This window comes from Bifidobacterium jacchi, assembly GCF_009078285.1.
Taxonomy (GTDB): Bacteria; Actinomycetota; Actinomycetes; order Actinomycetales; family Bifidobacteriaceae; genus Bifidobacterium; species Bifidobacterium jacchi.
Map to the genome: position 1 here is coordinate 1 of NZ_RQSP01000034.1, position 24,716 is coordinate 24,716.

10 protein-coding genes and 2 pseudogenes are annotated in these 24,716 nt (G+C 65.8%); 4 read left to right on the top strand and 8 right to left on the bottom strand.

Going from position 1 to position 24,716, the window contains the following annotated elements; all coding sequences use genetic code 11:
- Positions 1–119 precede the first annotated feature (119 nt).
- The 4 genes and pseudogenes from EHS19_RS11760 to EHS19_RS08435 form a co-directional block, all read right to left on the bottom strand.
- A pseudogene (locus tag EHS19_RS11760) lies at positions 120–2,174 on the bottom strand (beta-ketoacyl synthase N-terminal-like domain-containing protein); the annotation flags it as partial.
- 297 nt (positions 2,175–2,471) lie between these two features.
- A pseudogene (locus tag EHS19_RS11435) lies at positions 2,472–10,391 on the bottom strand (fatty acid synthase subunit beta domain-containing protein); the annotation flags it as partial.
- Positions 10,392–10,562: 171 nt separating this feature from the next.
- Positions 10,563–12,209: an acyl-CoA carboxylase subunit beta gene (locus tag EHS19_RS08430; RefSeq protein WP_151917320.1), complete on the bottom strand. Its 1,647-nt coding sequence runs from the start codon at positions 12,207–12,209 to the stop codon at positions 10,563–10,565.
- Positions 12,206–14,146: an ATP-binding protein gene (locus tag EHS19_RS08435; RefSeq protein ID WP_151917321.1), complete on the bottom strand. Its 1,941-nt coding sequence runs from the start codon at positions 14,144–14,146 to the stop codon at positions 12,206–12,208. Before EHS19_RS08435 ends, EHS19_RS08430 begins: the two co-directional genes overlap by 4 nt.
- 567 nt (positions 14,147–14,713) lie before the next feature.
- Between EHS19_RS08435 and EHS19_RS08440 the strand changes: the two genes are divergently transcribed.
- A complete protein-coding gene (locus tag EHS19_RS08440) occupies positions 14,714–15,310 on the top strand; it encodes a biotin transporter BioY (RefSeq protein ID WP_151917322.1) in 597 nt (198 codons plus the stop codon).
- Positions 15,311–15,936: 626 nt separating this feature from the next.
- Here EHS19_RS08440 and EHS19_RS11440 read toward each other — a convergent pair.
- Entirely contained in the window at positions 15,937–17,130 is a 1,194-nt protein-coding gene (locus EHS19_RS11440; RefSeq protein WP_241677167.1) for a biotin--[acetyl-CoA-carboxylase] ligase, read from the bottom strand.
- Positions 17,131–17,225: 95 nt separating this feature from the next.
- On the opposite strand from EHS19_RS11440, the gene EHS19_RS11445 reads away from it, so the two are divergent.
- Positions 17,226–19,904 (top strand): DUF6020 family protein, encoded by a 2,679-nt coding sequence (locus EHS19_RS11445; RefSeq protein WP_241677168.1) that lies wholly within the window; start codon positions 17,226–17,228, stop codon positions 19,902–19,904.
- A gap of 253 nt (positions 19,905–20,157) precedes the next feature.
- Here the strand turns inward: EHS19_RS11445 and EHS19_RS11450 are convergent, their stop codons facing one another.
- Positions 20,158–20,613 (bottom strand): hypothetical protein, encoded by a 456-nt coding sequence (locus tag EHS19_RS11450; RefSeq protein WP_241677169.1) that lies wholly within the window; start codon positions 20,611–20,613, stop codon positions 20,158–20,160.
- Between EHS19_RS11450 and EHS19_RS08460 the strand changes: the two genes are divergently transcribed.
- A complete protein-coding gene (locus EHS19_RS08460) occupies positions 20,612–21,394 on the top strand; it encodes a PucR family transcriptional regulator (protein WP_421745496.1) in 783 nt (260 codons plus the stop codon). The two genes, EHS19_RS11450 and EHS19_RS08460, sit on opposite strands and share 2 nt — an antisense overlap.
- Before the next feature lie 184 nt (positions 21,395–21,578).
- Positions 21,579–22,748, top strand: coding sequence for an ATP-binding protein (locus EHS19_RS08465; RefSeq protein ID WP_206666339.1), 1,170 nt, complete (start codon positions 21,579–21,581; stop codon positions 22,746–22,748).
- A 252-nt stretch (positions 22,749–23,000) separates the two neighbouring features.
- Here EHS19_RS08465 and rplA read toward each other — a convergent pair whose 3' ends face one another.
- Together rplA and rplK are read right to left on the bottom strand one after the other, a co-directional pair.
- A complete protein-coding gene (rplA, locus tag EHS19_RS08470) occupies positions 23,001–23,693 on the bottom strand; it encodes a 50S ribosomal protein L1 (RefSeq protein ID WP_151917323.1) in 693 nt (230 codons plus the stop codon).
- Between the two features lie 14 nt (positions 23,694–23,707).
- On the bottom strand, positions 23,708–24,139 hold the full coding sequence (gene rplK, locus EHS19_RS08475) for a 50S ribosomal protein L11 (RefSeq protein WP_151917324.1): 432 nt from the start codon (positions 24,137–24,139) through the stop codon (positions 23,708–23,710).
- Between the last annotated feature and the right edge of the window lie 577 nt (positions 24,140–24,716).

A 24,716-nucleotide genomic window follows, 5' to 3' on the forward strand; every position in this document is an offset into this window, starting at 1 on the left:
ACCGCCAATCGTCGCAGCAGCCAACCGCCGCAGCCGCAGCAGCCAACCGCCGCAGCCGCAGCAGCCAGCAACCGCAGCAACAGCAACCGCAGCAACCAGCAACCGCAGCAGCCAGCGAATCAGGCCTCGTAGAAGCCGGATTCGCCGAGTCGCGCGTCGCCGTCCAGCAGCATGGCCTTCTCGACTTCGTGCGCATTGTAGCGCGAACCGTCCGCCAGGCGTGTGCCGTCCTCGCGGAAGCGACGGCCGGAAATCGGCTCGTACAGCGCCGCGTGACCCATCATGCCCTCTTCGAGGCGACGCTGGCCGGCGAGCAGTCGCGCATCCGCACGCCGCCTCCACTCGTCGAGCGCCTCGCGCCCGTCGGCGGCGAGCACGGCGGCCTCGAACGCACCGGGGTTGACCAGCGCGACGAATCCGGACACATGCCCGAATCCCAGCGAGGTCGCAAGTCCCGCCTTGACGGCACCGGCACCGACGGTCAGCGGCGAGCGCAGCCACACCATGTGGTCGTCGCGCGCCATCTTCGGGTCCACGCAGTCGAGCGCCGCGTTCGCCGGAATCACGCCGGTGCGGAACAGCTGCGTCAATCCGTTGATCTGGAACACGCACGCGCCGCCCTTCGCGTGACCGGTGAGCGTCTTCTGCGAGATCACGAACAGCGGGTTGCCGTCGGTGCGGCCGATCGCGTGGGCGATCGTGTTGTGCAGCTCGGATTCGTTCGGATCGTTGGCATTGGTGGACGTGTCGTGCTTGGAGACCACGGCGATGTCGTCCGGCGACACACCCAGAGCCGCCAGATCGCGCACAAGTGCAGAAGAACGTCCACCGCGGGCCGCTGCGAGCGCGCCGAGTCCGGGGGCCGGAATCGACGTGTGCGCGCCGTCGGCGAACGAGTGCACGTAGCCGACCACGGCCGCGACCGGCAGGCCGAGGCGCGCCGCGATGTCGCCGCGGGTCAGCAGCACGGTGCCGCCGCCCTGCGATTCGACGAATCCGCCGCGGCGGCGATCGTTGGCACGCGAGAAGAACCGCGCATCGATGCCCTTGCCGTACATCTCGTTGGCGTTGGCGGTGGCGTTCATGTTGCCGAATCCGATCACCGACTCGACGCCGATGTCGTCGATCGCGCCGGTGACCACGAAGTCGGCCTTGCCGAGCCTGATCTTGTCGAAGCCCTCCTCGAGCGAGACCGCGGCGGTCGCGCAGGCGGAGACCGGCTGGATCATGTCGCCGTAGCCGCCGATGTAGCTTTGCATGACGTGCGCGGCGACGACGTTCGGCAGCGCCTCCTGCAGGATGTCGGTCGAGATCTCGTGGTTGAGGAAGCGGTCAAGATACAGTTTGCGCATCGACATCATGCCGCCGAATCCGGTGCCCTGCGTCGATGCCACCAGCGACGGGTGGATGGCCTGGAGGATTTCGACCGGCGTGAAGCCGGCGGACAGGTAGGCGTCCACGGTGGTGACGATGTTCCACAATGCGATCTTGTCCACGTCGCCGACCATCGAGGCGGGAATGCCCCACTTGACCGGGTCGAAGCCGGTCGGGAACTGGCCGCCGACCGTGCGGGTCATGGTGGCGCGGCGCGGCACGCGGATCATCGATCCGGCGTGGCGGGTCACGTTCCATTCGCCGGATTCGGGGTCGCGGGCAATGGTGGTGTGCGCGGCGTCGAGCGTGACGTATTCGCGCGCGGCCGCCTCGTCGGGCACCGAGAAGGTGACGTCGTGGTCGAGATAGACCTCGGCCTCCTCCTCGTCGTTGCCGGACCTGCCGCCGTCCGCCGGCTGATAGTCGTTGCCCATGCCGGTCTCGAACGGACGGATGCCGGAGCGGGCGACGACCTCGTCATGGTAGCGGTCGTGGATGTCCTCTTCGGGCACGAGGTTGCCGTCGGTGTCGTACCAGCCGGGCTTCGGGCTGTCCTGCCAGGTGAGCAGACCCATGTTCCACGCGAGTTCCAGCACGGCACCGGCGGACAGATCGACGCTGCCGTCCGAGTGGATGCCGAGTTCGGCTTCGGCGCGGGTGCGGCCGGAGCCCCACGGGCCGAGTTCGCCGATCGAGACGATGACGATCTCGTCTTCGGGGCGGGCGGTCACGGTCGTCCAGTCGGCCAGATCCACCGGCGCCTGGGACGGCACGTGCGGGGTGGGCAGCGCCTTGATCCGCTGCCCACGCGAGGAGGAGGACAGTCCAGTGGACTGTCCGCCGACGGAGCCATCCGTTTCCCGCGAGGAGGAGGACAGTCCAGTGGACTGTCCGCCGACGGAGCCATCCGTTTCCCGCGAGGAGGAGGACAGTCCAGTGGACTGTCCGCCGACGGAGCCCTCCGCTTCCCGCGCCGAATCATCCGCCGCCGCAGCCGCCGCAGCCGCCGCGCCGGCCACTGTAGCATTCACCGACACTGCAGCATTCACCGACGCTGCGGCGCTCGCTGCCGAGGCACCGGCAGCCGCCGCCGCAGCATCCGCCGCCGCCTCCGCGCGCAGGGCGCGGATGTCGATCGGCTCGCTGCCGAGGCCGCCGGTCAGATCGACGTCGAGCGGCGCAAGCGAGGCCTGTTCGCGGGATTCCACGGTGCACAGATCAAGCAGTTTCGCGGCGATCTGTTCGGTCGAATACGTGTGGATGCCGTGGCGCTCCACCACGTCGACCAGCGGATCGTTGCCGCCCATGAGTCCGGTGCCACGCACCCAGCCGATCTTCGGATGGGCGAACGTGACGCGATCCGACCATGCGCCATGCTCGGCGCGGGCGCGGTTGACGATCGCATCGAACGCGGACTTGACCTCGCCGTATGCGCCGTCGCCGCCGAATACGCCGCGGTTGGGCGAGCCGGGCAGCACGACGTGCAGACGGTGGCGCACATCGGTGTCGGAGCCGATCGCCGCGAGTCCGGTGATCGCCCGCTCGACGCCCCACAGCATCAGACGCGCCTGCGATTCAAACAGCGCGCCCGAATCGGCCATCGTGCCATGCACCGGCGGCGCGGCGAACGGGAAGAACAGCGTCGGCTCGTAGGCGGGCTTGAGGATGGTGGTCGTCGCGCCACTGACCTTGCGCTGCTCGTGGCCAACCCAGTCCACCAGCGCGTCCACATCGCGGAAACTCGACAGGTTGGCGGGCAGCAGCCACAGTTTCGCACCGGCCGTGGCATGCTCGCGATACGCCTGCTTCGCCCACGCCTTGACGGACGGACGGAAGCTGTGCGACGTGGCGACCACGGTCGCGCCGGCCGCGAGCAGCCCCTCGACCACCTGCGCGGCGATCGAATTCGGACTTATGCCGGTCACCACGGCGATGTCGCCGGCGAACCGGGACGTTGCGGCATCGGAATCCGCCGGAACCAGCGCCTCGGCGGCGATGCGCTCGAAGGCGGTCTGGAGGGCGGCCAGCGGAGCCACGGCCGTCGCGCCGCCTTCCGCGCCGATCTTCGCCGCAACTCGGCCCGCATACCAGCGCGCCTCATCGGCGACGGCCTTCCCCAGCCCACGGAACGAGCCGGTCAACGCCGCCGCATCGCCCGCATAGAACGCACGGGCGAGATCCTCGCGCGCCGACGCCCAACGATCATCGAACAGGATCGCCTTGGCGGCATCGAACCGCGGCTCGACCTGCTTGGGCCAGTCGGCGCCCAGCTCAGCCTCGACGGCGGCGACCACGGCCGCATTGCGCGCGGCCTCGTCGGCATCGAAGGCGACCTGCGGCGCGCTGATGCCCAACTGGTTGAGCACCGTGCGCGCAGCGGTCGCAAGCACGCCATCCGCACCGGTCACCTTGGCGGCGAACGCATCCAGCGCGGCGGAATCGACCACCGCCCCGGCCGCGCCCGCACCACCGGCGGACGGCTTGGAAACGGCCACGCCCTTGGTCTGGCCGACCAGCGCGACCGCATCATCGATGAGCTTGTCGGCGGCCGCGGCGTTCGCAGCGGCACCGGTCGGCAGCTTGGCGAGATCGCCGCCGCGCGAGCTGGCCCCCTCACGGGTGTCGAGCAGCAGCGCGGCGGTCGTGGCGGCGACCCAGCCGTCACCGAGTCCCCACACGCCGGTCACGCGCTCGCGGATGTGCGCGGGCTTGACGCCGGCGGCGCCGAACAGCGCGCGCAGACGGTCGCGGATCGCGTCGGAGAGCACCGGGCCGAACGGCTTGTAGTTGGGGGCCGCCTTGTTGACGATCTGCGCCAGCTGCGTGAGGGTCGCCTCGGCGGCGCCGTCCACGCTGGCCACGCCCAGTTCGGAGCTGATGTCCATGAGCAGCTGGTTGCGGCGGGACGACACGCCGTTGGTCAGCGTGTCGGTGGTGTCGGACGCGCCGATCTGGTCGAGTCGCACCTTGGCGGAGTAGGCCATGAGCACGCCGATCGCGTCGGCGGCGCGGAACGGCAGATCCTGCACGTCGGCGCCGGCGGACTGCGCCACGGCAGCCGGCGCCGGCATTGCGGCGGCAGCCGGCGTTGCGGCGGCGGGCTTCGCAGCAGCGGCCGGCGCAGCAGCGGCCGGGGTCGCCGCCGAGCCGAGCTTGGCGACCGCGGAACCACCCGCTGGGGCGGCGGCCTTCTCCACCTTGCCGGATGCATGCGCGGCGGCACCGGCGGACTGCTCGCCGGATTCGTCATCCGACGGCTCCGCCAGCGAGTCCGAATCGGTCATGTACACGCGGCCCTCGTCGCGGCCCACGTTGTAGACGGCCACGTCGACGCCGGAGAATTCCGGCAGACGCAGCGTCTTCGTGCCAAGGTTGGCGAGCGTCGGCGCGTTGCCGAGGCCGACCTCGACGTATTCCTCGACGCCGAGTCCGCCCTGCGCGGCCTTGTTGAACAGCAGCGCCTGGGTTTCGATCCAGCGCACCGGCGAGGCGAACTGCCACGAGAGCAGTTCGGTCAGGAGCAGTCGGCCGAGCTTCTGGTCGTCGGCTGCGTACGAATCCCATACGGCCGGGTCGGCGAGCGCGGCGCGAATCCGCTCCGAAGGCACCACGTCGAGGATCTTGGCGGCGAATTCGCGCGTCATCTCGAACGGCGACGCCACCAGATTCGGGATGTAGCGGCCGACGAGTCGGCCGCGATAGTCGATTTCGGCGGGCAGCAGCGCGTCGAGCTTGTCGCGGAATTCGGGCACGCCCTTGCGCAGCAGCGTGGAGTGGAACGGCACGTCGATGCCGGGCACGAGCATGAACGCCGGCTTGCCGCCCGCCTCCTTGGCTCGGCGGTTGGCGTCGGCCTGGAGCGCCTTGAGTCCGGCGATCGTTCCGGCGACGGCGTACTGCGCGCCGGCGAGGTTGTAGTTGACGATTTCCAGGAATTCGCCGCTTGCCTTGGCGACGGATTCGACGTATGCCTTCACGCCGTCGTTGCCGACGCCGAACTGGTTCGGTCGCAGCGCGCCCATGCGGTAGTTGGAGCGGCCCTGCGCGTCGCGCTCGATCAGATGATGCATGGTCGAGCCGCGGTGGAACACGAGTTCGAGCACGGTTTCCAGCGGAATCACGCCGGCGAACGCGGACAGCGCGTTGTATTCGCCGAGCGAGTGGCCGGCGAAGTAGGCGGGCCAGATGTCGGCGCCGGCTTCGCGCAGACGCGCGGTCTGGGCGAACGCGACGGTGGCGAGCGCCACCTGCGTGAACTGGGTGAGGTTGAGCAGTCCTTCCGGATGGCGGTAGGTGACGCCGTTGGCGACGATCTGCTTGGGGTTGTCGCGTACGAGGGCGAGGATCGAGAATCCGAGTTTGGAGCGGGTGAGCTTGTCGGCGCGTTCCCACACGTCGCGTGCGGCGGGCGATTTGGCGCGCTCGTCGAGCACCATGCCCTGCTTCTGGATGCCCTGGCCGGGGTAGACGAAGGCGGCGCGGGGCGCGCGGACCAGTGCGGTGCCGCGTGAGACGAGCTGTCCGTCGATGCGGCAGGTGACCTCCAGCGCCATGCCGGCGTGGGCGAGTCGGCCGACGCGCTCGATGGAGATTTCGACGCGGTCGGACAGCTGGACCATGCCGTACATGTTGTAGGTCCATCCGGCGATCTCGTAGTGCGCGCCCTTGTCGTCGAGCGCCTGCACCGCGTGCTGCGCGGTGGCGGACAGCCACATGCCGTGCACGAGCGGGGCGGCGAGTCCGGAGATGCGGGCGCCGCGCACGGAGGTGTGGATGGGGTTGAAGTCGCCGGAGGTGCGGGCGAACGCGGTCATGTCGTCCGGCGCGGTGACGGTGACGCGGCGCAGGAGTCGGCGGGCGGTCGGTTTGACCGCGGTGCCGTCGGTCGTTTTGTCGGTGCCCTTGCCGGTCTCGGTCTTGTCGGTCTTGCCGGCGTGCAGCGCGAGCCAGTCGCCGTATTCCGGCGCGTCCACCGGCAGCGTGTCGGAGTAGACGCGGCCGCGGATCGCGAATCGTTCGGTTTCGCGGGCGAGCACGGTGCCGTCCGCGGTGGCGTGGACCACATGGATGGTCACCACGCGGCCGGATGCTGATTCGACGTAGTTCTCGGCCCACGATGTGAGATGAATCGTCTCGCCGACGTGCTTGAGCAGATCGTCCTCGGTTTCCTCCAGTTCGATGAGGTGATCGAGATGGACGGCGTTGAGCAGTCCTTCGATGATCGGATAGCCGTTGACCGACACTGAGCCGAGCGCCGCGTAGATCGCCGGCCATGCCGGGCCGACCAGCGCGTCGGGCGCGATGCGCGTGGCGCGCAGCGAGCCGGGCAGCGCGCTGCCGGTGGCCGCCTCGTGGTCGAATCCGAGATTCGCGGACAGCGTGTACGTGGCGTGCGCTTCGCCAAACGGCGCTTCGCCGGCGGACTGCGAAGCAGCCGCCAACCGCGAAGCGCGCGAGGAGTTGGACAGTCCAGTGGACTGCGCTTCGCCGGCGGACTGCAAAGCAGCCGCCAACCGCGAAGCGCGCGAGGAGTTGGACAGTCCGGTGGACTGTCCAACGACGGAGCCATCCGTTTCCTGCGGCGCAACAACCGAACCCGCATCCGCCGCCGCAATCTCAGGCATCGCCTCCAGCTTGTCGCCGGTGATCGCCGTGTTGCCGATGCCGGCAGTGGCGGCGAGCATCGCGTACACGTCCGGGATCAGGCGTTCGCGGTTGACAATCGGCATCGCGCCGGTCGCGTCGGTCGGCACGGTCAGCGGGATGACGATGTCGCGCACGGCGTGCTTCGAGCGGCCACCGTCCGGATCGTTGTCCCAGTAGGTGTCGAGGTGGATGTCGAGATCGTATTCGCCGCGGGCCTCGTCCACGGCGCGGATCTCGTAGTTCCGATCACCCAGGGGGGTGCCGTAGGCCGGGTTGTCGGTCACGTGGCCGACCCAGGAGATGTTCGGGGACTTGCGGATGAAGTCCTCGGCGCTGGTCGCCTCGCCGATCGTCGCATACAGCGGCTCGAACGCGGACTCGTCGGCCGCCGCGGCGGTGGCGTCTGCGGCTGCTGCTGTTGCGATCACAGTGGCGGCCGCAGCGGTGACGGCTGCGGACTCGGCCTTATCGGCCTTGTTCTTGGCTTTCTTCTTGCCCTTCGACTTGTCCTTGTCGGATTTGTCGGCCTTGTCGGCCTGCGCGGCGGCATCGGCGGCGCTCTGCGCGTCGGCGGCCGCCTGCGCCGCGTCCTGCGCAGCAGCCGTCTCCTCCTCGGTGATCTCCTTGGCTCGCTCCAGCGCGGCGGCCTCGAACCGGCCGAGGATGTCGGCGACCGGCTCATCGACCGTGGTGATGCCGGCCACCGAGATCGGGCCGGGGATGATGCGCACGGAATCGGCGGAATAGCGCGAATCCTCGGACTGCCACAGCTGATCCTGACCCCACCAGCGCAGCAGATCGTGATCGATGACCGGAACGAACGGCATCGGCTTGGGGTATTCGCGAACCAGCACCGGGAACCATGCGGCATCGGCCGGAGTGACGGTCAGTTCGGCCGACTGCGGGTAGACCGCGGCGAGTCGATCCAGCGCGGGCGTCGGATCGGTGAGCACGTCGTCGCGCGTCACGTCCAGCCGCGACTCGAATTCACCATGATCGACGTCGGCGACGCGCGCCTCGATGCGACGCAGCAGATCGACGAAGCGATCGGCATACGTCGGATCGACCCACGGGAAGGCGAGTTCGGCGAAGCGACGAGCCCACGCCAGATACGTCATCTTCTCCAAGTCACCGAAATACGGCTTGGCGGTCTTGTTCAGCGCGGCGATGATCTCCTCGCGACGCGAATCCAGCTCCTCGGGATGCTTCATCACGCGAACCAGCAGACGGCCGCACGCGGCGGACGAATTCTCCACCTCGTAGATGTCAGCGTGCAGATGGCTCAATCCGGAGGCGACGCCGCCCACCGACTTGCCGGACGGCACCCAGCGTTCGCCGGCCGGCGCGAACAGATCATCATCATCCTTGGCGGCAGCGCCAGCGCCGGCAGCACCGGCGGCACCAGCCGCAGCGGCACCGGCGGCAACCCCCGGAATGCCGGGCGTCTCCACCAGCAGCCTCTTGACCTCCGGGCTGGTGTGCGCCTCCTTCGCGGTCATCACCGCCGTGCCGACGAGCACACCATCAACCGGCATGTCGGGCAGCCCGTAGGCGCGCGACCACTGGCCGCCGATGTAGTCGGCAGCGCGTTGCGGCGTGCCGATGCCGCCGCCGGCGATCAGCACAAGATTGTCGCACGCGCGCACCTCGGCGTACGTGCTGGTCAGCAGATCGTCCAGCGACTCCCAGCTGTGGTGGCCGCCGGCCGAGCCGCCCTCGACCTGCATCAGGATCACGGTCGGCGCGACCGCCTTGGCGATGCGCACCACCTGACGAATCTGATCGACGGTGCCGGGCTTGAAGCTCACGTATGGCAGACCGTCCTTGCGAAGCTGCGCGATCAGCGCCACCGCCTCGTCCAGCTCGGGCACGCCGGCCGAGACGACCACGCCGTCGATCGGCGCTCCGGACGCGCGCTTCTTCGGCACGATGCGCTTGCCGCCGAACTGCAGATTCCACAGGTAGCGGTCCATGAACATCGCGTTGAATTCGACCGTGCGCCCCTCGTCGAGCAGCTCCTCCAGCCGCGCGACGTGACGATCGAACACCTCGGCGGTCACCTGGCCGCCGCCGGCCAGTTCGGCCCAGTATCCGGCGTTGGCGGCCGCCGCCACGATCTCGGGATCGACGGTGGTGGGGGTCATGCCGGGCAGCAGCACCGGCGGCTTGCCGGTCAGGCGGGAGAACTTCGTGACGATGCGGTCGCCGGCCGGCGTGTGCGCCACGCGCGGCGCGAACGCCTTCCAGTTCTGCGTGCGCGCCGGTTCGTCGGTGGAGGTGGCGAGCGCCGAACGCTCGGCCATGGTGGTCGCCTCGACCACGCCGACGCCGGTGCCCTGCACCACGTTGCCGACGAGCTTGCCGAGCGTTGCGCCGGGGCCGAGATCGACGATCCACAGTTTGGCCGGATCGGTGTCGGCGAGCGCGGCACGCACGCGGCTGGCCCAATCCACATGGTTGAGCAGCACCTCCTCGGCGAGCGCACGGGCGCGGTCGGCGTCGAATCCGCATGCCACGGCCCATGCCACGGCCTGTTCGACGGCCGGCTTCATCAGCGGCGAGTGGAACGGCAGCGTCACGTCAAGGTATTCGAGCACGGGGGCGAACACGCGCCCGCCGCGCACCTTCTCCTCGCGCAGCTTGGCCTGATGCGCATGCTCCTTGGCGACTTCGACGCCGAACGCGGCAAGGTCGTCGGGGAATCCGCAGATGACGTGGTGGTCGGCGGCGTTGGTCACGGCGATGGCGATCGGACCGCGCGGATTGTTCACGCGCGCGGCGAGCGCCTCGACCTGGTCGCGGGTGGCGCCGCGTACCGAGAGCATCGGCGTCGCCTCGCCGTGGCGCGGGTTGAGCGCAAGCTCGCGGGCGGTTCGGGTGCCGGCCGCGCCGATCAGGGCCGCGGTGGCGAGGATTTCGTCGATTTCGTCGGCGGCCGCCGCGATCGAGCCGGCCTGGGCGATGGCTTTGACCATGTGCACGGCGAGCACGCCCTGCGAGTGGCCGAGTACGGCCTGCGGCTTGGCTGCGGCGACCTGATAGCCGAGATGCTCAAGATCGATGAGCGCGCCGAGCTGGGTGAGCGCGATGCCCTCGACCGATGCGGTGGCGTCGGCCGCGGCGCCGAGACGGGCCGGGTTAGGCGCAAAGCCGAACAGGTCGATGGGGTGGCCGGTGGTGGCGAGCAGATCGGCGTTCACCGGGGTGAGTTTGAGCGCTGCGGCGTCGGCATGGGTGTGCAGCGCGGTTTCGAGCGTCGGGTCGCCGGTCTGGTCGGCGAGCGCGACCGGCCACGGCGTGGACTGGCCGGCGAAGGCGAGCACATGCGATTCGCCCTGCGCGAGTCTATTGAGGAAGAAGGTGGGGTTCATGACCATTCCTTACATTGTGTTGGTTTGGTGACGTTGTCTTGGTTTGGTTTGGCTTGGGGTTTGGCTTGGTTTGGTTTGGGGTTTGGTTTGGTGTCGTTGCTGGCTTTGCCTACGGTGTCCTGATTGGGGCTGCCTACGCTCACAGGGAGCGGGGCGCGCCCTGTGAGAGAATCACAGCGGCCCGTTGCCATGGTGCTTGTCGTTGAGACGGCGGCGACGCTTGCCGGCGAGCAGGCGCAGCGATTCGGCGATCGCGTCGCGCGTCTGCTCCGGGTCGATCATCGCGTCGATTTCGCCCATTTCGAGCGACAGATTCGCGTTGACCGTGGTGCGTTCGTATTCGGCGGCGAACTTCGCCCGCAGCGCCTCGACGTCCTGCCCCGCCTCCTTCGCCTTGACGAAGTCCTTGCGATGGATGATGTTGACGGCTCCGGTCGCGCCGAGCACGGCGATCTGCGAGCTGGGCCACGCGAAGTTCATGTCCGCGCCGATGGCCTTCGAGCCCATCACGATGTACGCGCCGCCGAACGCCTTGCGCAGCACCACGGTCACCAGCGGCACCCGCGCGTTGGCGTAGGCGTAGATGACCTTGGCGCCGCGGCGGATGATGCCCGCATGCTCCTGATCGGCGCCGGGCTTGTATCCGGGCGTGTCCACGAGCGTGATGACGGGCAGGTTGAACGCGTCGCACAGGCGCACGAATCGCGCCACCTTCTCGGACGCGTCCACGTCGAGGATGCCGGCGCGCACGTTCGGCTGGTTGGCGACCACACCGACCGGATGCCCGTCGATGCAGGCGAATCCGACGACCGCGGACGCGGCGAACAGTTCGTGCACCTGCACGAACTCGCCATAGTCCACGATGCAGCGGATCACATCGGTCACGTCGTATGGCTGACGGTCGTTGTCGGGCACGATCTCGGCGAGGCGCTTCGCGGTCTCGCGTTCGGCCCGCGTGGCGGCGTATGCGTAGACGGGCGGCTCGCTTTGCGAATTCGACGGCAGATAGGCGAGCACCGTCCGCGCATAGTCGATCGCGTCGGCCTCGTCCTCGCCCAAGTAGTGGGCGACGCCCGACCTGGTGGCGTGCACGACGCCGCCGCCGAGATCGTTCATGCTGATGATCTCGCCGGTCGCGGCCTTGACGACATCCGGTCCGGTGACGAACATGTTCGAGTTCTCACGGGTCATGATGATCAGATCGGTCAGCGCAGGGCAGTACACGGCACCGCCCGCGCAGGGGCCGAGAATCAGGGAGATCTGCGGCACGAATCCGCTCGCCTCGCAGGTCTTGCGGAAGATGCGGCCGTACTGGGTGAGCGCGGCTACGCCTTCCTGGATGCGCGCGCCGCCGGAGTCGACGATCGCGATGATCGGAATCTTCAGATCGAGGGCCATGTCCATCAGATGACAGATCTTCTCGCCCTCCGCCTGGCCGAGCGTGCCTCCGCGCACCGAGAAGTCCTGCGCATAGACGGCGACGCGGCGACCATAGATGTCACCGAATCCGGTGATGACCGCCGAACCGGCGCGTCCGCCGTTGATGTCGCCGCCGCGGAATCGGCCGATCTCCTCGAACGTGCCGGTGTCGAGCAGCAGATCGAGGCGCTCGCGCGCGGTGCCCTTGCCTTTGGCATGCTGGCGGGCGCGGGCGTGTTCCTCGGCGTCGCGTGCGAGTTCGGCGGCGCGAACCACGGCCGCGCGAATCGGCTGGGTTGCGGACTGCTGGAGCGAGGACTGCTGCGTCGCGGACTGCTGCGCGGCGGCAGCTTGTTTCACGGCTTGTTTCACAGCCGGTGAGCTCATGATGTCGGTCATCGCGTCGCCTCCTTGCCACGGTCGCTGCCGCCGTTGCCGGTGGATTCGCCAGTCGCGGATTCACCGGCAGCGGATTCACCGGCCGGGGCCGCGCCCTTCGGCTTCGCCTCGGCACCGTTCACGTCAAGCGTGACCAGCGTCTGCCCCGCCTCGACGCCGGCGGCCGGCGCGACGAAGATCTTGGTGACCGTGCCGCCGGCCGGCGCGTACACGTAGTTCTCCATCTTCATGGATTCGAGCACGACGAGCAGATCACCCTTGGCGACCTGCTGCCCCTCGGCCACGTTGATGCGCGTGACGACGGCCTGCATCGGCGCCGCAATGACACCGGACTTGGCACCGTCGTTGCGCGCCTTCGTCTCGACCGCGTGCAGTCCCTGACCGCGCAGCGGCTGCGTCTGGCGCTGCGCCCCGCGAGCCTGCGCCGCCCCGGTGAGACTGCTGACGATATCCGAAGGCAGCGTGAGCTTGACTCGACGATTGTCCACCTCGATCACGAAACTCTCGGTCTTCTGCTGCGCCTCATCCACGTTCTCGCCGGTGCTCAGCGACGCGGGCTGACCGGTGCGCACGGTATCGGGCTGTCGGTTCAGATACTTGCGTTCCAGCCACTTGGTGGACACGTCGAACGGATGGCCGTGCTCCGCGGTGAACTCGTCATCATTGAAGATGCGCTCGAACAGGCTCGCCGGCGTGGGCACGCCCTCGATCACCAGCTCCTTGAGCGCGCGCCGCACACGGGCCACCGCCGCGGCGCGATCCTGCGCGGTGACAATCACCTTGCCCATCATCGAATCGAACTTGGGCGACACCGTATCGCCGGTCTCCACGCCGGTGTCGATGCGGATTCCCGGACCGGACGGCCACACGATCCGCTCCAGCGTGCCGGAGCTCGGCGTCAGGTTCGTCGCCGGATCCTCGCTGGTGATGCGCAGCTCGAAGCTGTGGCCACGCGGCTCAGGGGCGGGCGTCAGATGTCCGCCGTCGGCGATGACGATCTGCTCGCGCACCAGATCGAGGCCGCACACCTCCTCGCTGACGGTATGCTCGACCTGAAGTCGCGGATTGACCTCAAGGAAATACACCTTGCGCTGCGGCGTGACCATGAATTCGCAGGTGCCGAGTCCCACATAGCCGACCTTTTCGAACAGGCGACGCGAATAGGTCTTGAGCCGCTCGATCACCTCGTCGGGCAGATACGGCGCGGGCGCCTCCTCGACCAGCTTCTGGTTGCGACGCTGCAGCGAGCAGTCACGCGTCGAATACACGGTGAATCCGCCGAACCGGTCGCGGCCGCACTGCGTTTCGACATGCCGCGCCTTGTCCACGAACTTCTCGATGAAGTATTCGTCGAGATCGCCGCCCTGCAATGCGTCATGATTCATATAGAACCGGCGCAGCCCGTCGTCGTCGCGCACCACGGTGATGCCGCGACCGCCGCCGCCGTCGGTGCGCTTCATCATGATCGGGTAGCCGTACGTATGCGAGAAATCCAGCAGCGTGCGCAGATCCCGCACCGAATCGCTCACACCGGGCACCGGCGGCACCTGAGCGGCCTTCGCCACGCGACGGGCTGTGATCTTGTCGCCCAGATCGGTCAGCGCCTCGGGCGCGGGGCCGACCCAGATCGCACCGGCCCTGAGCACCTTCGCCGCGAACTCGGCCACCTCGGAAAGGAAGCCGTATCCGGGATGCACGGCGTTCGCCCCGGAACGCTGCAGGATGTCGATCAGCGCGTCCTCGTTGAGATAGGTGTCCTTGTACGTGTCGCCGGACAGCAGATAGGCCTCATCGGCAAGCTGCACGTACTGCGAGCCGCGGTCCTGCTCGGCGTATACGGCCACGGTGGGAATGCCCATCTCATGGGCCGTGCGAATCACACGCAGCGCAATCTCCCCACGATTGGCCACGAGAAGTTTGTTGACGGATAGAGTCATGAAATCAACTGTTCCACTATGAGGCCCGTCAGGGAACCGCATCGGCCACAAAACGGACGGACCGGTTTTGTACGGTTCCACAAACGTCACCGTAGGTTACGCAAGCGTATGCGCCGCCGCCCGCCTCGCAGTGGCGTGTCGCCGCCTCGCGCCGACCCATGCTGTAGGCAAATTCCCATGATGTAGGGAACGCCCCATGATGCAGGGAACAAAAACGTCTTCATTCCGCCATTTCTTCCAACATGGGACATCGGCAATCCCTACACCATGGGCAAATCCCTACACCATGGCAGACCATGAAGGCCCTGGGCGGAAGCGTAATGCCCACACCCCGGCATCATCTCAAATCAGCGGATTTCCAAAGCCCGCATCCGTAATTTGTAGATTCCCACCAAACGTGACGCCGAGCGGCCTTCTACGATGTGTCGTCAAGGGGGAAGGCTCCGGGCATACGCCCGACCTGATGACATCCGCGCGTCGTGCGACATAGTGCAGTCACGCGCAACCGCACGACTCGGCGCACAGCCCACACACAGCGTCCCTGCACAACCAACGATCGGAGTAACCATGCAACCCACTTCCGCAACCGCCGCATCCACTTCCTCGACCCGCCGCATGCTTCGCGTCACCGGTCACATCGCCAAGTCGCTGCTGTTCGCCGGACTCATGTGGGCCGCGGCCGCAGCGGGCGAACTGCCGATTCCCGGCACCCCGGTGCCGATCACGCTGCAGACGTTCGTGGTGATGATGGCCGCGCTGATGCTCGATTGGCGCGAGGCGGCGAGCGCGGTAGTCGCCTATCTTGCGGCCGGCGCCGTCGGACTGCCGGTGTTCGCCGGCGGAGCATCCACCGCCGCGTTGTTCGGCCCGAGCGCCGGTTTTCTGATCGGCTTCCTGCCCGGCGTGATCGTCGCCGCGCTGCTGAAGGGCCGCGCACACACCGATTCGTTCAATGCCTCCCTTCGTACGGCGTCGCGTTATTTCGCCGCGTCGCTGCTCGGCGGCGTGGTCGTGGTGTATCTGATCGGCTTCGCGGTGCAGTCGTCGCTGACGCATGTTCCGTTCGGCGTGGTGGCTGCGGCCTCGATGGGATTCGTGATCGGCGACGTGATCAAGGCCGCGGTCGCCTCGCTCGCCGCCGCCGGACTCGCGCGGCTGCGCTGACCCGCTTCCGAGCGTCTTGCACTAGAGGTTCGCGATTTCACGCTGGCTCCCCTCGACGGGCGAGCCGGGTGGCGGGCGCGAAGCACGGCTGAAGGGTGGATAGCTCGTCAACGAATCGCCGACCGAGCTGCCAGACTACAAGCACAAAGCCGCGCATAGGCCATGCACGTCGGGCACGGCAGACGATACGACCCATCCCGGTTCGGTATGCCTGTTCTCTGGCATACATCTTGCAGTTGTGTGTACCGCTGGGCGAGTACATGACGACAAGGCATTCAGACAGGAATTCCACAATCGTTGCAATTCCGCCGTTCTGCGATGCCGACCACGCCACGGGAGCCACCTGTTTTCTCCCAACTGCCAGACCCCGGTACACACAACTGCAAGATGCGTCGTGAAACAAGCCGAATTCAGACGCTCGCCCCAAGCAGAACCACACCAGTGCCTTGTTCCGCAATTGCCTGAGCTGACTGGGAAAGATGCGAAGCCGAAATTCTCAATCATCGGCAAGACAATCCATATGGCATCCCGCGTCAACAGCTCGTTGACAGCATGGCCACCCTCTAAGCCCCGCGGTGCGTTCGACGCACGTGCGACGCACGCACCGCACACACACAACAATCGCGTCACAGTACGCCGACGTCGCCGGTGGTGACGACGTGCAGCGTGCCATCGGCATCGCGCACGCTGAGTGATGCATCGTCATTGAGCCCGACAGCAGTGCCGCGCAGGGTTTCCCCGTCCGTATAGTGCACCTCGACGGGCCGACCCAGCGTCCAGCATACGGACCGCATCTCATCGGCGAGCGCCGACGCCGCGCCAGCGGGATCGACCACGAACGAGCCCAACCGTGAACGCATCCCACGTACGACGCCAGCCGCGATCGCATCGCGCAGCACCGCCCCGCGACCAGTCAGGCCACTCCACATCAGCGACAGTGATGTGGATTGCGCCGTCGGCAGCCGGTCAGCCGGCACATCAAGATTGACGCCGATGCCAACGATCACCGCCACGGCATCCGGGTCATCATCCAACACCACCATTTCGGCGAGAATGCCACCCAGCTTGCGGCCGCAGCAGAACAGGTCATTCGGCCACTTGAGTCGCAACGCCTCGTTCGGCTCCGCGCAACCTGTCTGGCGCTCCTCGCTGCGGTCGGCGGCATCGCATGACGAATCATGATCGGCGCGTCCCGCAGCGCAGGCATCCAAAAGCGCCGTATCATGCGCCCCAATGCGTTGAGCGGCCTCCGCGACCCCGGTGCCGCCGGCATCCCCGGCGACCCCGAGTTCCTGCGATACCGCGGCGACCACCGCATCGCGCGCAGCCAGCCCGGCGATCATCTGCACCCAACCGCCGACGCTGGCATCATGGATGATGCCAGCCGGCACGCGCATCGCGAACGACACGGTGAACGAGCGCACCGCCGCGGCGGAGGCATCGTCGATCGCACTGCTCCAGACGTGATCGAGCCGTCCGCGCCCTGCCGTCTGCCGGTCGGCGGCGACCACCGCCACCGTCGCGTCGGCGAACGGCCAGTGGCTGCGCCCCTGTGGCGCATCGCCCGCGATCAGCTCACGAAGCGCAGTGTTCGTGGAGCCGACGGAATCCAGTAGCAGCACCTGTCCGCTTTCGGCCACCGTGCGCGGCATCCGCTGCCGCGCGCTGTCATTTGTGATGCTGCCGTTCGCGATGCCGTCTGCTGCCGTGCTGTCTGTTGCAGTACCGCCTGCTACAGTGCCGTTCGCGATGCCGCTTGAGACGCCGTTCGCCGCGTCAGCCGCAGCGTCGGCCGCATTGTTGCCATGCCATTCGCTCATATTCCCAAGCATAGGCCGCCGCACAGCCGACGCATCCAGCCGGCATCTCCAGCCGTCGCCGAGCCGCGCGCCAGCCGCACAGTACAATACTGTGCATGACCAAGCCCACCCACGCCTCGCAGCCGCCGACCGCCTCCGCACCGCCGACAACGCGCGCGCCGCACGACACGAAAGCGCGCGACGCGAACGTGGACAGCACCGACGCAGCAGGAGCAGCAGCCACAGCGCGCACATCCACAACCGCGCACATCGGCGCAGATGCGCGCATCGGAACAACCGCAGCCGGCCGCTTCAGCACCGCCGCACGAATCGGCGCGATCGCGCGCTGGACGCTTGCCGTGCTCGCGTGCCTGTGGATCGCGCTGTGCGTCGCCGTGGGGCCGCTTTACTGGGACGATTCCACCATCGCGAACTGGTCGTGGACCAACACGCTGTATTTCACGCTCGCGTTCATCGCCACGCTCGCAATCGTGGCGTTGCTGGTATCCGCCGGCAGCGGCCGCCTGCTACCGGCGATCGCGCGCATGGCCCGCTTGGCGCGCATCTCAGGATTGCCGCGACCGCTGGAGAGACCGCGCCCATCGCAACGCACCGCGCCTGCTGCGACGGCCGCTGCCGTAGCCGATGATGCGACTGAGGCAGCGACTGATGCCGCATCCGGCAACGCCACCGGCCCCAGTCGCGCACTCCGCGCAATCCGCACCCCCCGCGCAATCCGCACCGCAGCGCGCACCGCAGCGCGCACGGTTCCCGTCGCGATCACGCGCGCGACCGACCGCAGATGGAAGATTCTGCTGATTCTGCTCATCGGCTGGCTGTGGGTGCCGACCACGCTGCTGTCCGCATTCGGCGCGGACATCCGCTCGCAGATTCGCGAATTCAGTTGGGCATGGAATCAGTGGACCGGCATCGACCAGCCGTATATCGGATTCTTCTCGTTCGTGCCGATGGACATCTATCCGACCGCGCACTACATGTGGCCGAGCGATCCGACGTATCTGACCGATCAGCACAACATCGTGCTGACGGTGATCTACGGCGCGTTCGCGTCGGTGTCGCGGTATCTGACCGACTCGAATGATGCCGGATTCGTGGCGCTGTCGGCGATCCAGTGGCTGTTCGCCGCGTGCTGCTGCGCCGCGACCGCGCACCGGTTCCTCAACGTGCCGTGGGCAGGTTCGATGCAGACGCGCGATGGCGGCGCGATCGATGGCCGATCGCCAGATGGCCGATCGCTCGGTCGCAATCATCGCGGCGGGAATCTCAGCCTCCGCGACTGCGCCCACTCCGGCGCTCCCCAGCCCAGCTCCATACCCCACAGCGCCAGCCAGCCCAGCGCCTCCCTCCGCCCGGCCGGAGCGTTCGCACGATTCGTGATTCTCGGGTTCTTCCTGCTGTGCCCGCTGGTGCTGTTCTCGACGATCTCCCTGACGAAATCGCCCTTGTTCGCGTTCGCGTTCGTCTGGTGGTTCGGCATCTGGTACCAGCTTCACACCACCTGGCGCGGCACCGCATCGCATGCGACGATGCGCCGCAACCGACGCAGTGTAGCTGACGCAATCCGCGCGCAGCGCCATTCGCAGACCGAAGCGCCATCCGATGCGCGGTCCAAGGCACAGTCCAAAGCACAGTCCAAAGCACTGTCCGATTCTGCGCGCTCAGCAAGCGACCAACCGATCACGGCAGACAACGCAGACTCCGGTGCAGACTCCGGTGCAAGCGCCTCGAAAAGCGTCGCACCAACGGTCACAACCAAACAGCCAGCCGCAATCGACGCAGCTCCGGCAACCACGGCAGCTCCCGCACAGCCATCCGCGACCGCACCCGATCGGGCGCCCGTCGCGCTGCCTGCGCGCACGCTGATCGCGTTCGTCGCGGCCGGCTGCGTAATGCTGATCTCCGCGAAATACGCGTGGTACATCATCATCGCGCAGTTCACGCTCGCGCTGATCGCCGATCGCCGCCGCTGGCTCACTTATGTGACCGCGCTGCTGCTGCCGGTGATCGTGATCCATGGCGGCATCTCGCTGCTCATCGACCGCGGCATCATCATCAATGGCGATCCGATCGAAAGCCGCGGCGTGCAGATCCAGCAGATCGCGCGCGTGGCGAAGCGCAATCCGGGCGGCATTCCGCAAAGCGCGCGCGACAAGCTGGAGCCGATCTTCAACCTTGATCAGATGGCCGAAGCGTACTTTCCGCAGGATGCCGACCCGGTGAAATCGTCCGGCATCCAGTCGAAGAAGGTGAGCTACAAGTGGCGTTCCGTCACCGCCGACGACATGCGACGGTTCAACGAGGCGTGGCTGGAGATCGTCAAGGCGAATCCGGTCATTGCGATCGACGCGCTGCTGGCGAAGTGCTTCGGCTATTTCAACGTGACCGATCAGCCGTACGTGGCGATGTCGTATTACGTGAACAGCACCTACGTGCAGGAGCAGACCGAGTGGATCAAGGACTACAACCACAAGTGGCGCAACGACGTGGTGAAGTGGGTGCGTCAGCGCAGTGCGGTTCCGGTGCTCGGCTGGCTGATGCACGGCAATCTGTATGTCACGCTGACGCTGCTGATCGGTGCGGCGGAAGTGGTGCTGCGGCGGTGGCGCACGCTGATGACGCATATTCCGCTGCTGTTGCTGATGGGCGTGATGATCACCGCTCCGGCGAATAATTTCGAACGGCACATGCTGCCGGTCGCGTTCGTGTTCGGATTCGTCTGTCTCACATTTTGGCGCGAATCGCTGCGCCAGGACATGCGCCAGGACATCAGATAGCGCATTGACTGAGATACCTGAGATAGCACCTCCAACCAGATAGCGCAAGTTTTTCTCGGGATTTGCCTTGAGCTCGAGAAAAGCTTGCGCTGAGACGGGCTCCAGCGCAAGAGAATCTCGAGATAGCCGTTTGTTTCGAGAAAAACTTGCGCTGCGCACCCCGAGCACCCGTACCCCGCGCCCCGTTCACCATTGCGCACTACTCTGCACCCGCGCACCCGCACATCCACTCACTGAGCATCTCGGCTCACCCCTATCCCCGCCGCACTTCCCCGAATATGCGCCGGTCGACTATGCTGAATGGCATGGTTGGCATTGATTTGGGATTCGCCTGGTCTTCAGGCTCGGTCGGCCGCAGTCCGGCTGCCAGCAACTCGGCTGGCCGCGGTTCGACCGTTGTCGACGCACACCATGCGGCCGGCGATCTGCTGGATCTGATCGTTGCCGGCGTTGTATCGGGCATGGACGGCAGCGCCAACTTCGGCAGCGGCACGGCTGCAGCCTCAGCAGCATCTACCGCTACTGCTGCGACTTCAACCAGCTCGGCAGCCGATTCTGCGATGTCCTCAGACGGCGACCCGTCGATCAAGTCACCGGAGTCACGAACACCGGAGTCACGCGCATCCGGCTTATCAAACGGCACAACCAGGATTGTTGCCGATGCGTTCGCTGCACCAACCTCTGGTCCAGCCGATTCGACCTTGCCCATCAATGCCGGCCGCAATGCGAACAGCGTCTCAGATATCGGCCCCGGCACCGACCGTCTGGAGACGATCGCATTCGAATGTCTGGTCGCCGGCCTGCATGACGACCGCGTTGCCGCGCTGCTTCATGCACTCGGCTGGTCGGATGATTTCCAATGCTTTGCCGTCGCCGGAGCGCCCGGCGGACCGGTGGCGCAAACCCGCCAACAGCTGCGTCGAGCGGTGCGCGATCTGGGCGGCACGCTCACGCTGACCGGCTTGCATCAGGGGGTGTGCGTCGCGTTGACAACGGTTCAGGCGGCGGTCACGCCCGAAGTGACATGCACGGCGATGATGCCCGCGTTCGACGCTTCCGCCGCGGTGGCGCTCAGCCCGGTGCGCAAGGGGGTTGCGGGGGCCGTCGTGGCGGTGCGCGCCGCGTTGAGCACGATGGCGGCGACGAAGGCGGTCGCCGGTTCCGAATCGGTGCGGCCGCTGCGCGCCGAGGACGCGCTTCCGGAACGCGCGCTGCTGGGGGACGATGATGCGCGCAACGAGCTGATCGCATCGGTGTACGGCAGTCTCAAGGAGGCCGGCCCCGACGATCCGACGCTAGGTACCGTATCCGCGTTCCTTGATTCTGGTGGATCACTGGAAACCACGGCGAAGACGCTGAACGTGCACCCGAACACGGTGCGATACCGGCTGAAGCGCGCCGCCGACACGACCGGCTGGGATGCGACGAATCCGCGCGAAGCCTACGTGCTGCGCACCGCGATCGCGCTCGGCCGCATCGCCGATGCCTGATGCCTGCGATCGGCGGCGGCATGCAACCGTCAACCGCCTCTTCGCGCGACCATCTCGGAATAGAAGTACTGAAAATCCGGAATAGCAACGCCAAAATCTCGGAATAGGAATGCTAAAATCTCGGAATAGAAGTCACGAAAATCCGGAATAGCAATGCCGAAAACTGCCCGCAGGAGAGCCACCCATGCTGATTAACCGCGCCATGTCAACGAAAATACGCTCTCTTGCCAACCAATTCCCCATTGTCACAGTGACTGGCGCGCGGCAGAGCGGAAAAACCACACTTGCTCAGGAACTGTTCAGCGATTTCGAGCATGTCTCCCTGGAGGATCCCTCTATACGCGATCTCGCAATCAATGATATGCATTCGTTCCTCACCAGATACAGCAACCACGCTATCTTCGACGAAGCGCAGCGAGTTCCGCAGTTGTTCTCCGCTTTACAGGGCATCGTTGACCAGCGCGGCACCAACGGACAGTTCGTGCTCACCGGTTCGCAGAACTTTCTGCTGATGAAAACCATTTCCCAATCACTCGCCGGCCGAGTGGCGGTCATGTACTTGCTGCCATTGTCGTATGCCGAATTGTCGGATGCCGGCATGCAGCCCAAAACCTTGGATGACTGGGTGTGGCGTGGCGGATATCCAAGGCTCCACGCCAACAGCATCAGTCCGCTCGACTTTTATCCCAGCTACATCGACACTTACGTCGAGCGTGACGTACGCGAGGAACTTGGCGTGAGAAAACTAAGTCAATTCCGCCAATTTCTGGTGCAATGCGCAGTGCGGACAGGCGAAGTCATCAATTATGAAAGCCTTGCGCGAGACAGTGGCATCGATGGCAAGACCGCGCAGGAATGGCTTTCCATTCTGGAAGCCAGTTTCATAGCTTTCCGGCTATACCCCTACTATAAGAATTTCGGCAAACGTCTTGTCAAAAGCCCAAAGCTGTATTTCTACGACACAGGTCTTGCCGCAAACCTTCTGGATTTAGGATCATGCGACGAAGTGCTGACCAGCCCGTATCGTGGCAACCTATTCGAAAACGCTGTAGCAGTCGAAATCATCAAACAGTATCAGGCGCAGGGGCGCCGACCTCGCCTCTACTACTGGCGTGACTATGCCAAGCAGGAGATTGACTTCATCATCGAGAAAAGTGGCAATATACAGTATGCCGTCGAGGTCAAAGCCTCCGGCAGCTTCAATTCCCATGCCTTTGCCACGATTGACGCTCTTTCTGCAACACTTGGTTTGGACCGTGCACAGCGCATCGTCGTATACGGCGGCAGCGACTCATACGACACAAGGTTTGGCAGGACCATCCCGGTAAGCGAATTACCTCAGTTGATCTCCTGATCAATAAGAATGAATACTCGGATATCGCATCCACACGTGGTGAATAGCATTTGATAAACACTCGTGCAACAGCCACACACGAGCCATGAACCGTACTACATAGCAGGAGGCCTGCGGCACATGGTGTACCGCAGGCCTCCTGCTATGTATGGTTTCGCCAGTGGGTTTCAGGCTCTCCGCTTGATCAGCGCTCGATCAGTGCAGCGGCCGATCAGCAGATTGCCCGAAACTCGGAAAACTCGGACGCGACAATCAGGCGAGCGTGGCCGGATCGACCGGAACGCCGGGGTTCATCGTGGAGGTGATGGTCGCCTTCGTGATGTAACGGCCCTTGACGGTGGCCGGCTTGAGACGCTTGATCTCGTCGGCGGCGGCCTTGAAGTTCTCGTCGAGAGCGTTCTCGTCGAAGGAGAGCTTGCCGATGAGGAAGCTCAGGTTGCCGTTCTTGTCGACGCGGAACTCGATCTTGCCGCCCTTGATGTCCTTGACGGCCTTGGTGACATCCATGGTCACGGTGCCGGTCTTCGGGTTCGGCATGAGGCCACGGGGGCCGAGCACGCGGCCGAGACGGCCGACCTTGCCCATCATGTCGGGGGTGGCGACGACGGCATCGAAGTCGAGGAAGCCGTCCTGCACCTTGGCGATCAGATCGTCATCGCCGACGATGTCGGCGCCGGCCTCGGTGGCCTCGGTGGCCTTCGGGCCACGGGCGAACACGAGGACCTTGGCGGTCTTACCAGTGCCGTGAGGCAGGTTGACGGTGCCGCGGACCAGCTGGTCGGCCTTGCGCGGGTCGACGTTCAGACGGTAGACGGCTTCGACGGTCTGGTCGAAGTTGTACTCCGGCATGGACTTGAGGAGCGCGATGGCCTCATTGGCGGTGTAAAGGTTGTTACGATCGACCTTCTCAGCCGCTTCGCGATACTTCTTGGAACGCTTAGTCATCTGTCCTTCTCCTCTCAGTCGGTAACCGTGATGCCCATGGAGCGAGCGGTGCCGGCGATGATCTTCATGCCAGCCTCGACGTCGCGAGCGGACAGATCGGCCATCTTGGTCTCAGCGATCTCACGAAGCTGAGCCTTGGTGACGGAACCGACCTTGTGGGTCAGCGGGTTCTCGGTGCCCTTCTCGATGCCGGCGGCCTTGAGCAGCAGAGCCGCAGCCGGCGGGGTCTTGAGAACAAAGGTGAAGGAACGGTCTTCAAAGACGGTGATCTCAACCGGGATGACCTGACCCATCTTGTCCTGCGTCTTAGCATTGTACTGCTTGCAGAAGTCCATGATGTTCACGCCATGCGAACCGAGAGCAGGACCCAGCGGCGGGGCGGGGTTCGCCTTGCCGGCCTGGATCTGGAGCTTGATCAGCGCCGTGACCTTCTTTTTGGGAGCCATAGTATGGTTCTTCTTTCTGTGAAGCGGTGATAGCGGCGAACGTCGGCGACATGCGCGCGGCGGACTCCTCCCGCAACCGATAGTGCTGTGCTGTGCTAGCGGGAATCCCCTCCAGACACAACTTTTCCATTATGCGCCGATGCTCCGACATTGCGACTCGGCCAGCGCACCGTCTGCGCAGTCTGCGCCGACATGCGCCGGCATGAGTCGGCATGAGTCGCCCACCAGCGATCGCTCAATTCGTCAGAATACTCAACTGCTCAAGTAGCCGATTGAAGAAGTTGCCGACTGCCAGAGTAACCGGCTGCTCAAGTGGCCGACAATGATCTGGAATCGTCCTTAACTGCGCGCGATCACCATATGCCCGCGCAGTTAAGGACGATTTTGGTGCCATTTTCGTCCTTAACTGCGCGCCCCTGTCGTAATCACGCGCAGTTATGGACGAAAACCGACGCGGCCCCTCCCCGTACTCGTCTTAGCGCCACTGGCACGCCCACCCCAGCGCGATCCCGTTGCAGCATGTCGCAAACGACCGGTGGGTCGGAGCTGGGACTCATCATCCCAGCTCCGACCCACC

What these genes read in the sequence shown, in the direction of transcription:
- EHS19_RS08430 (WP_151917320.1), bottom strand. Translation starts at nt 12,209, where the DNA reads ATGACCGACATCATGAGCTCACCGGCTGTGAAACAAGCCGTGAAACAA.
- EHS19_RS08435 (WP_151917321.1), bottom strand. Translation starts at nt 14,146, where the DNA reads ATGACTCTATCCGTCAACAAACTTCTCGTGGCCAATCGTGGGGAGATT.
- EHS19_RS08440 (WP_151917322.1), top strand. Translation starts at nt 14,714, where the DNA reads ATGCAACCCACTTCCGCAACCGCCGCATCCACTTCCTCGACCCGCCGC.
- EHS19_RS11440 (WP_241677167.1), bottom strand. Translation starts at nt 17,130, where the DNA reads ATGAGCGAATGGCATGGCAACAATGCGGCCGACGCTGCGGCTGACGCG.
- EHS19_RS11445 (WP_241677168.1), top strand. Translation starts at nt 17,226, where the DNA reads ATGACCAAGCCCACCCACGCCTCGCAGCCGCCGACCGCCTCCGCACCG.
- EHS19_RS11450 (WP_241677169.1), bottom strand. Translation starts at nt 20,613, where the DNA reads ATGGGCAAGGTCGAATCGGCTGGACCAGAGGTTGGTGCAGCGAACGCA.
- EHS19_RS08465 (WP_206666339.1), top strand. Translation starts at nt 21,579, where the DNA reads ATGCTGATTAACCGCGCCATGTCAACGAAAATACGCTCTCTTGCCAAC.
- rplA (WP_151917323.1), bottom strand. Translation starts at nt 23,693, where the DNA reads ATGACTAAGCGTTCCAAGAAGTATCGCGAAGCGGCTGAGAAGGTCGAT.
- rplK (WP_151917324.1), bottom strand. Translation starts at nt 24,139, where the DNA reads ATGGCTCCCAAAAAGAAGGTCACGGCGCTGATCAAGCTCCAGATCCAG.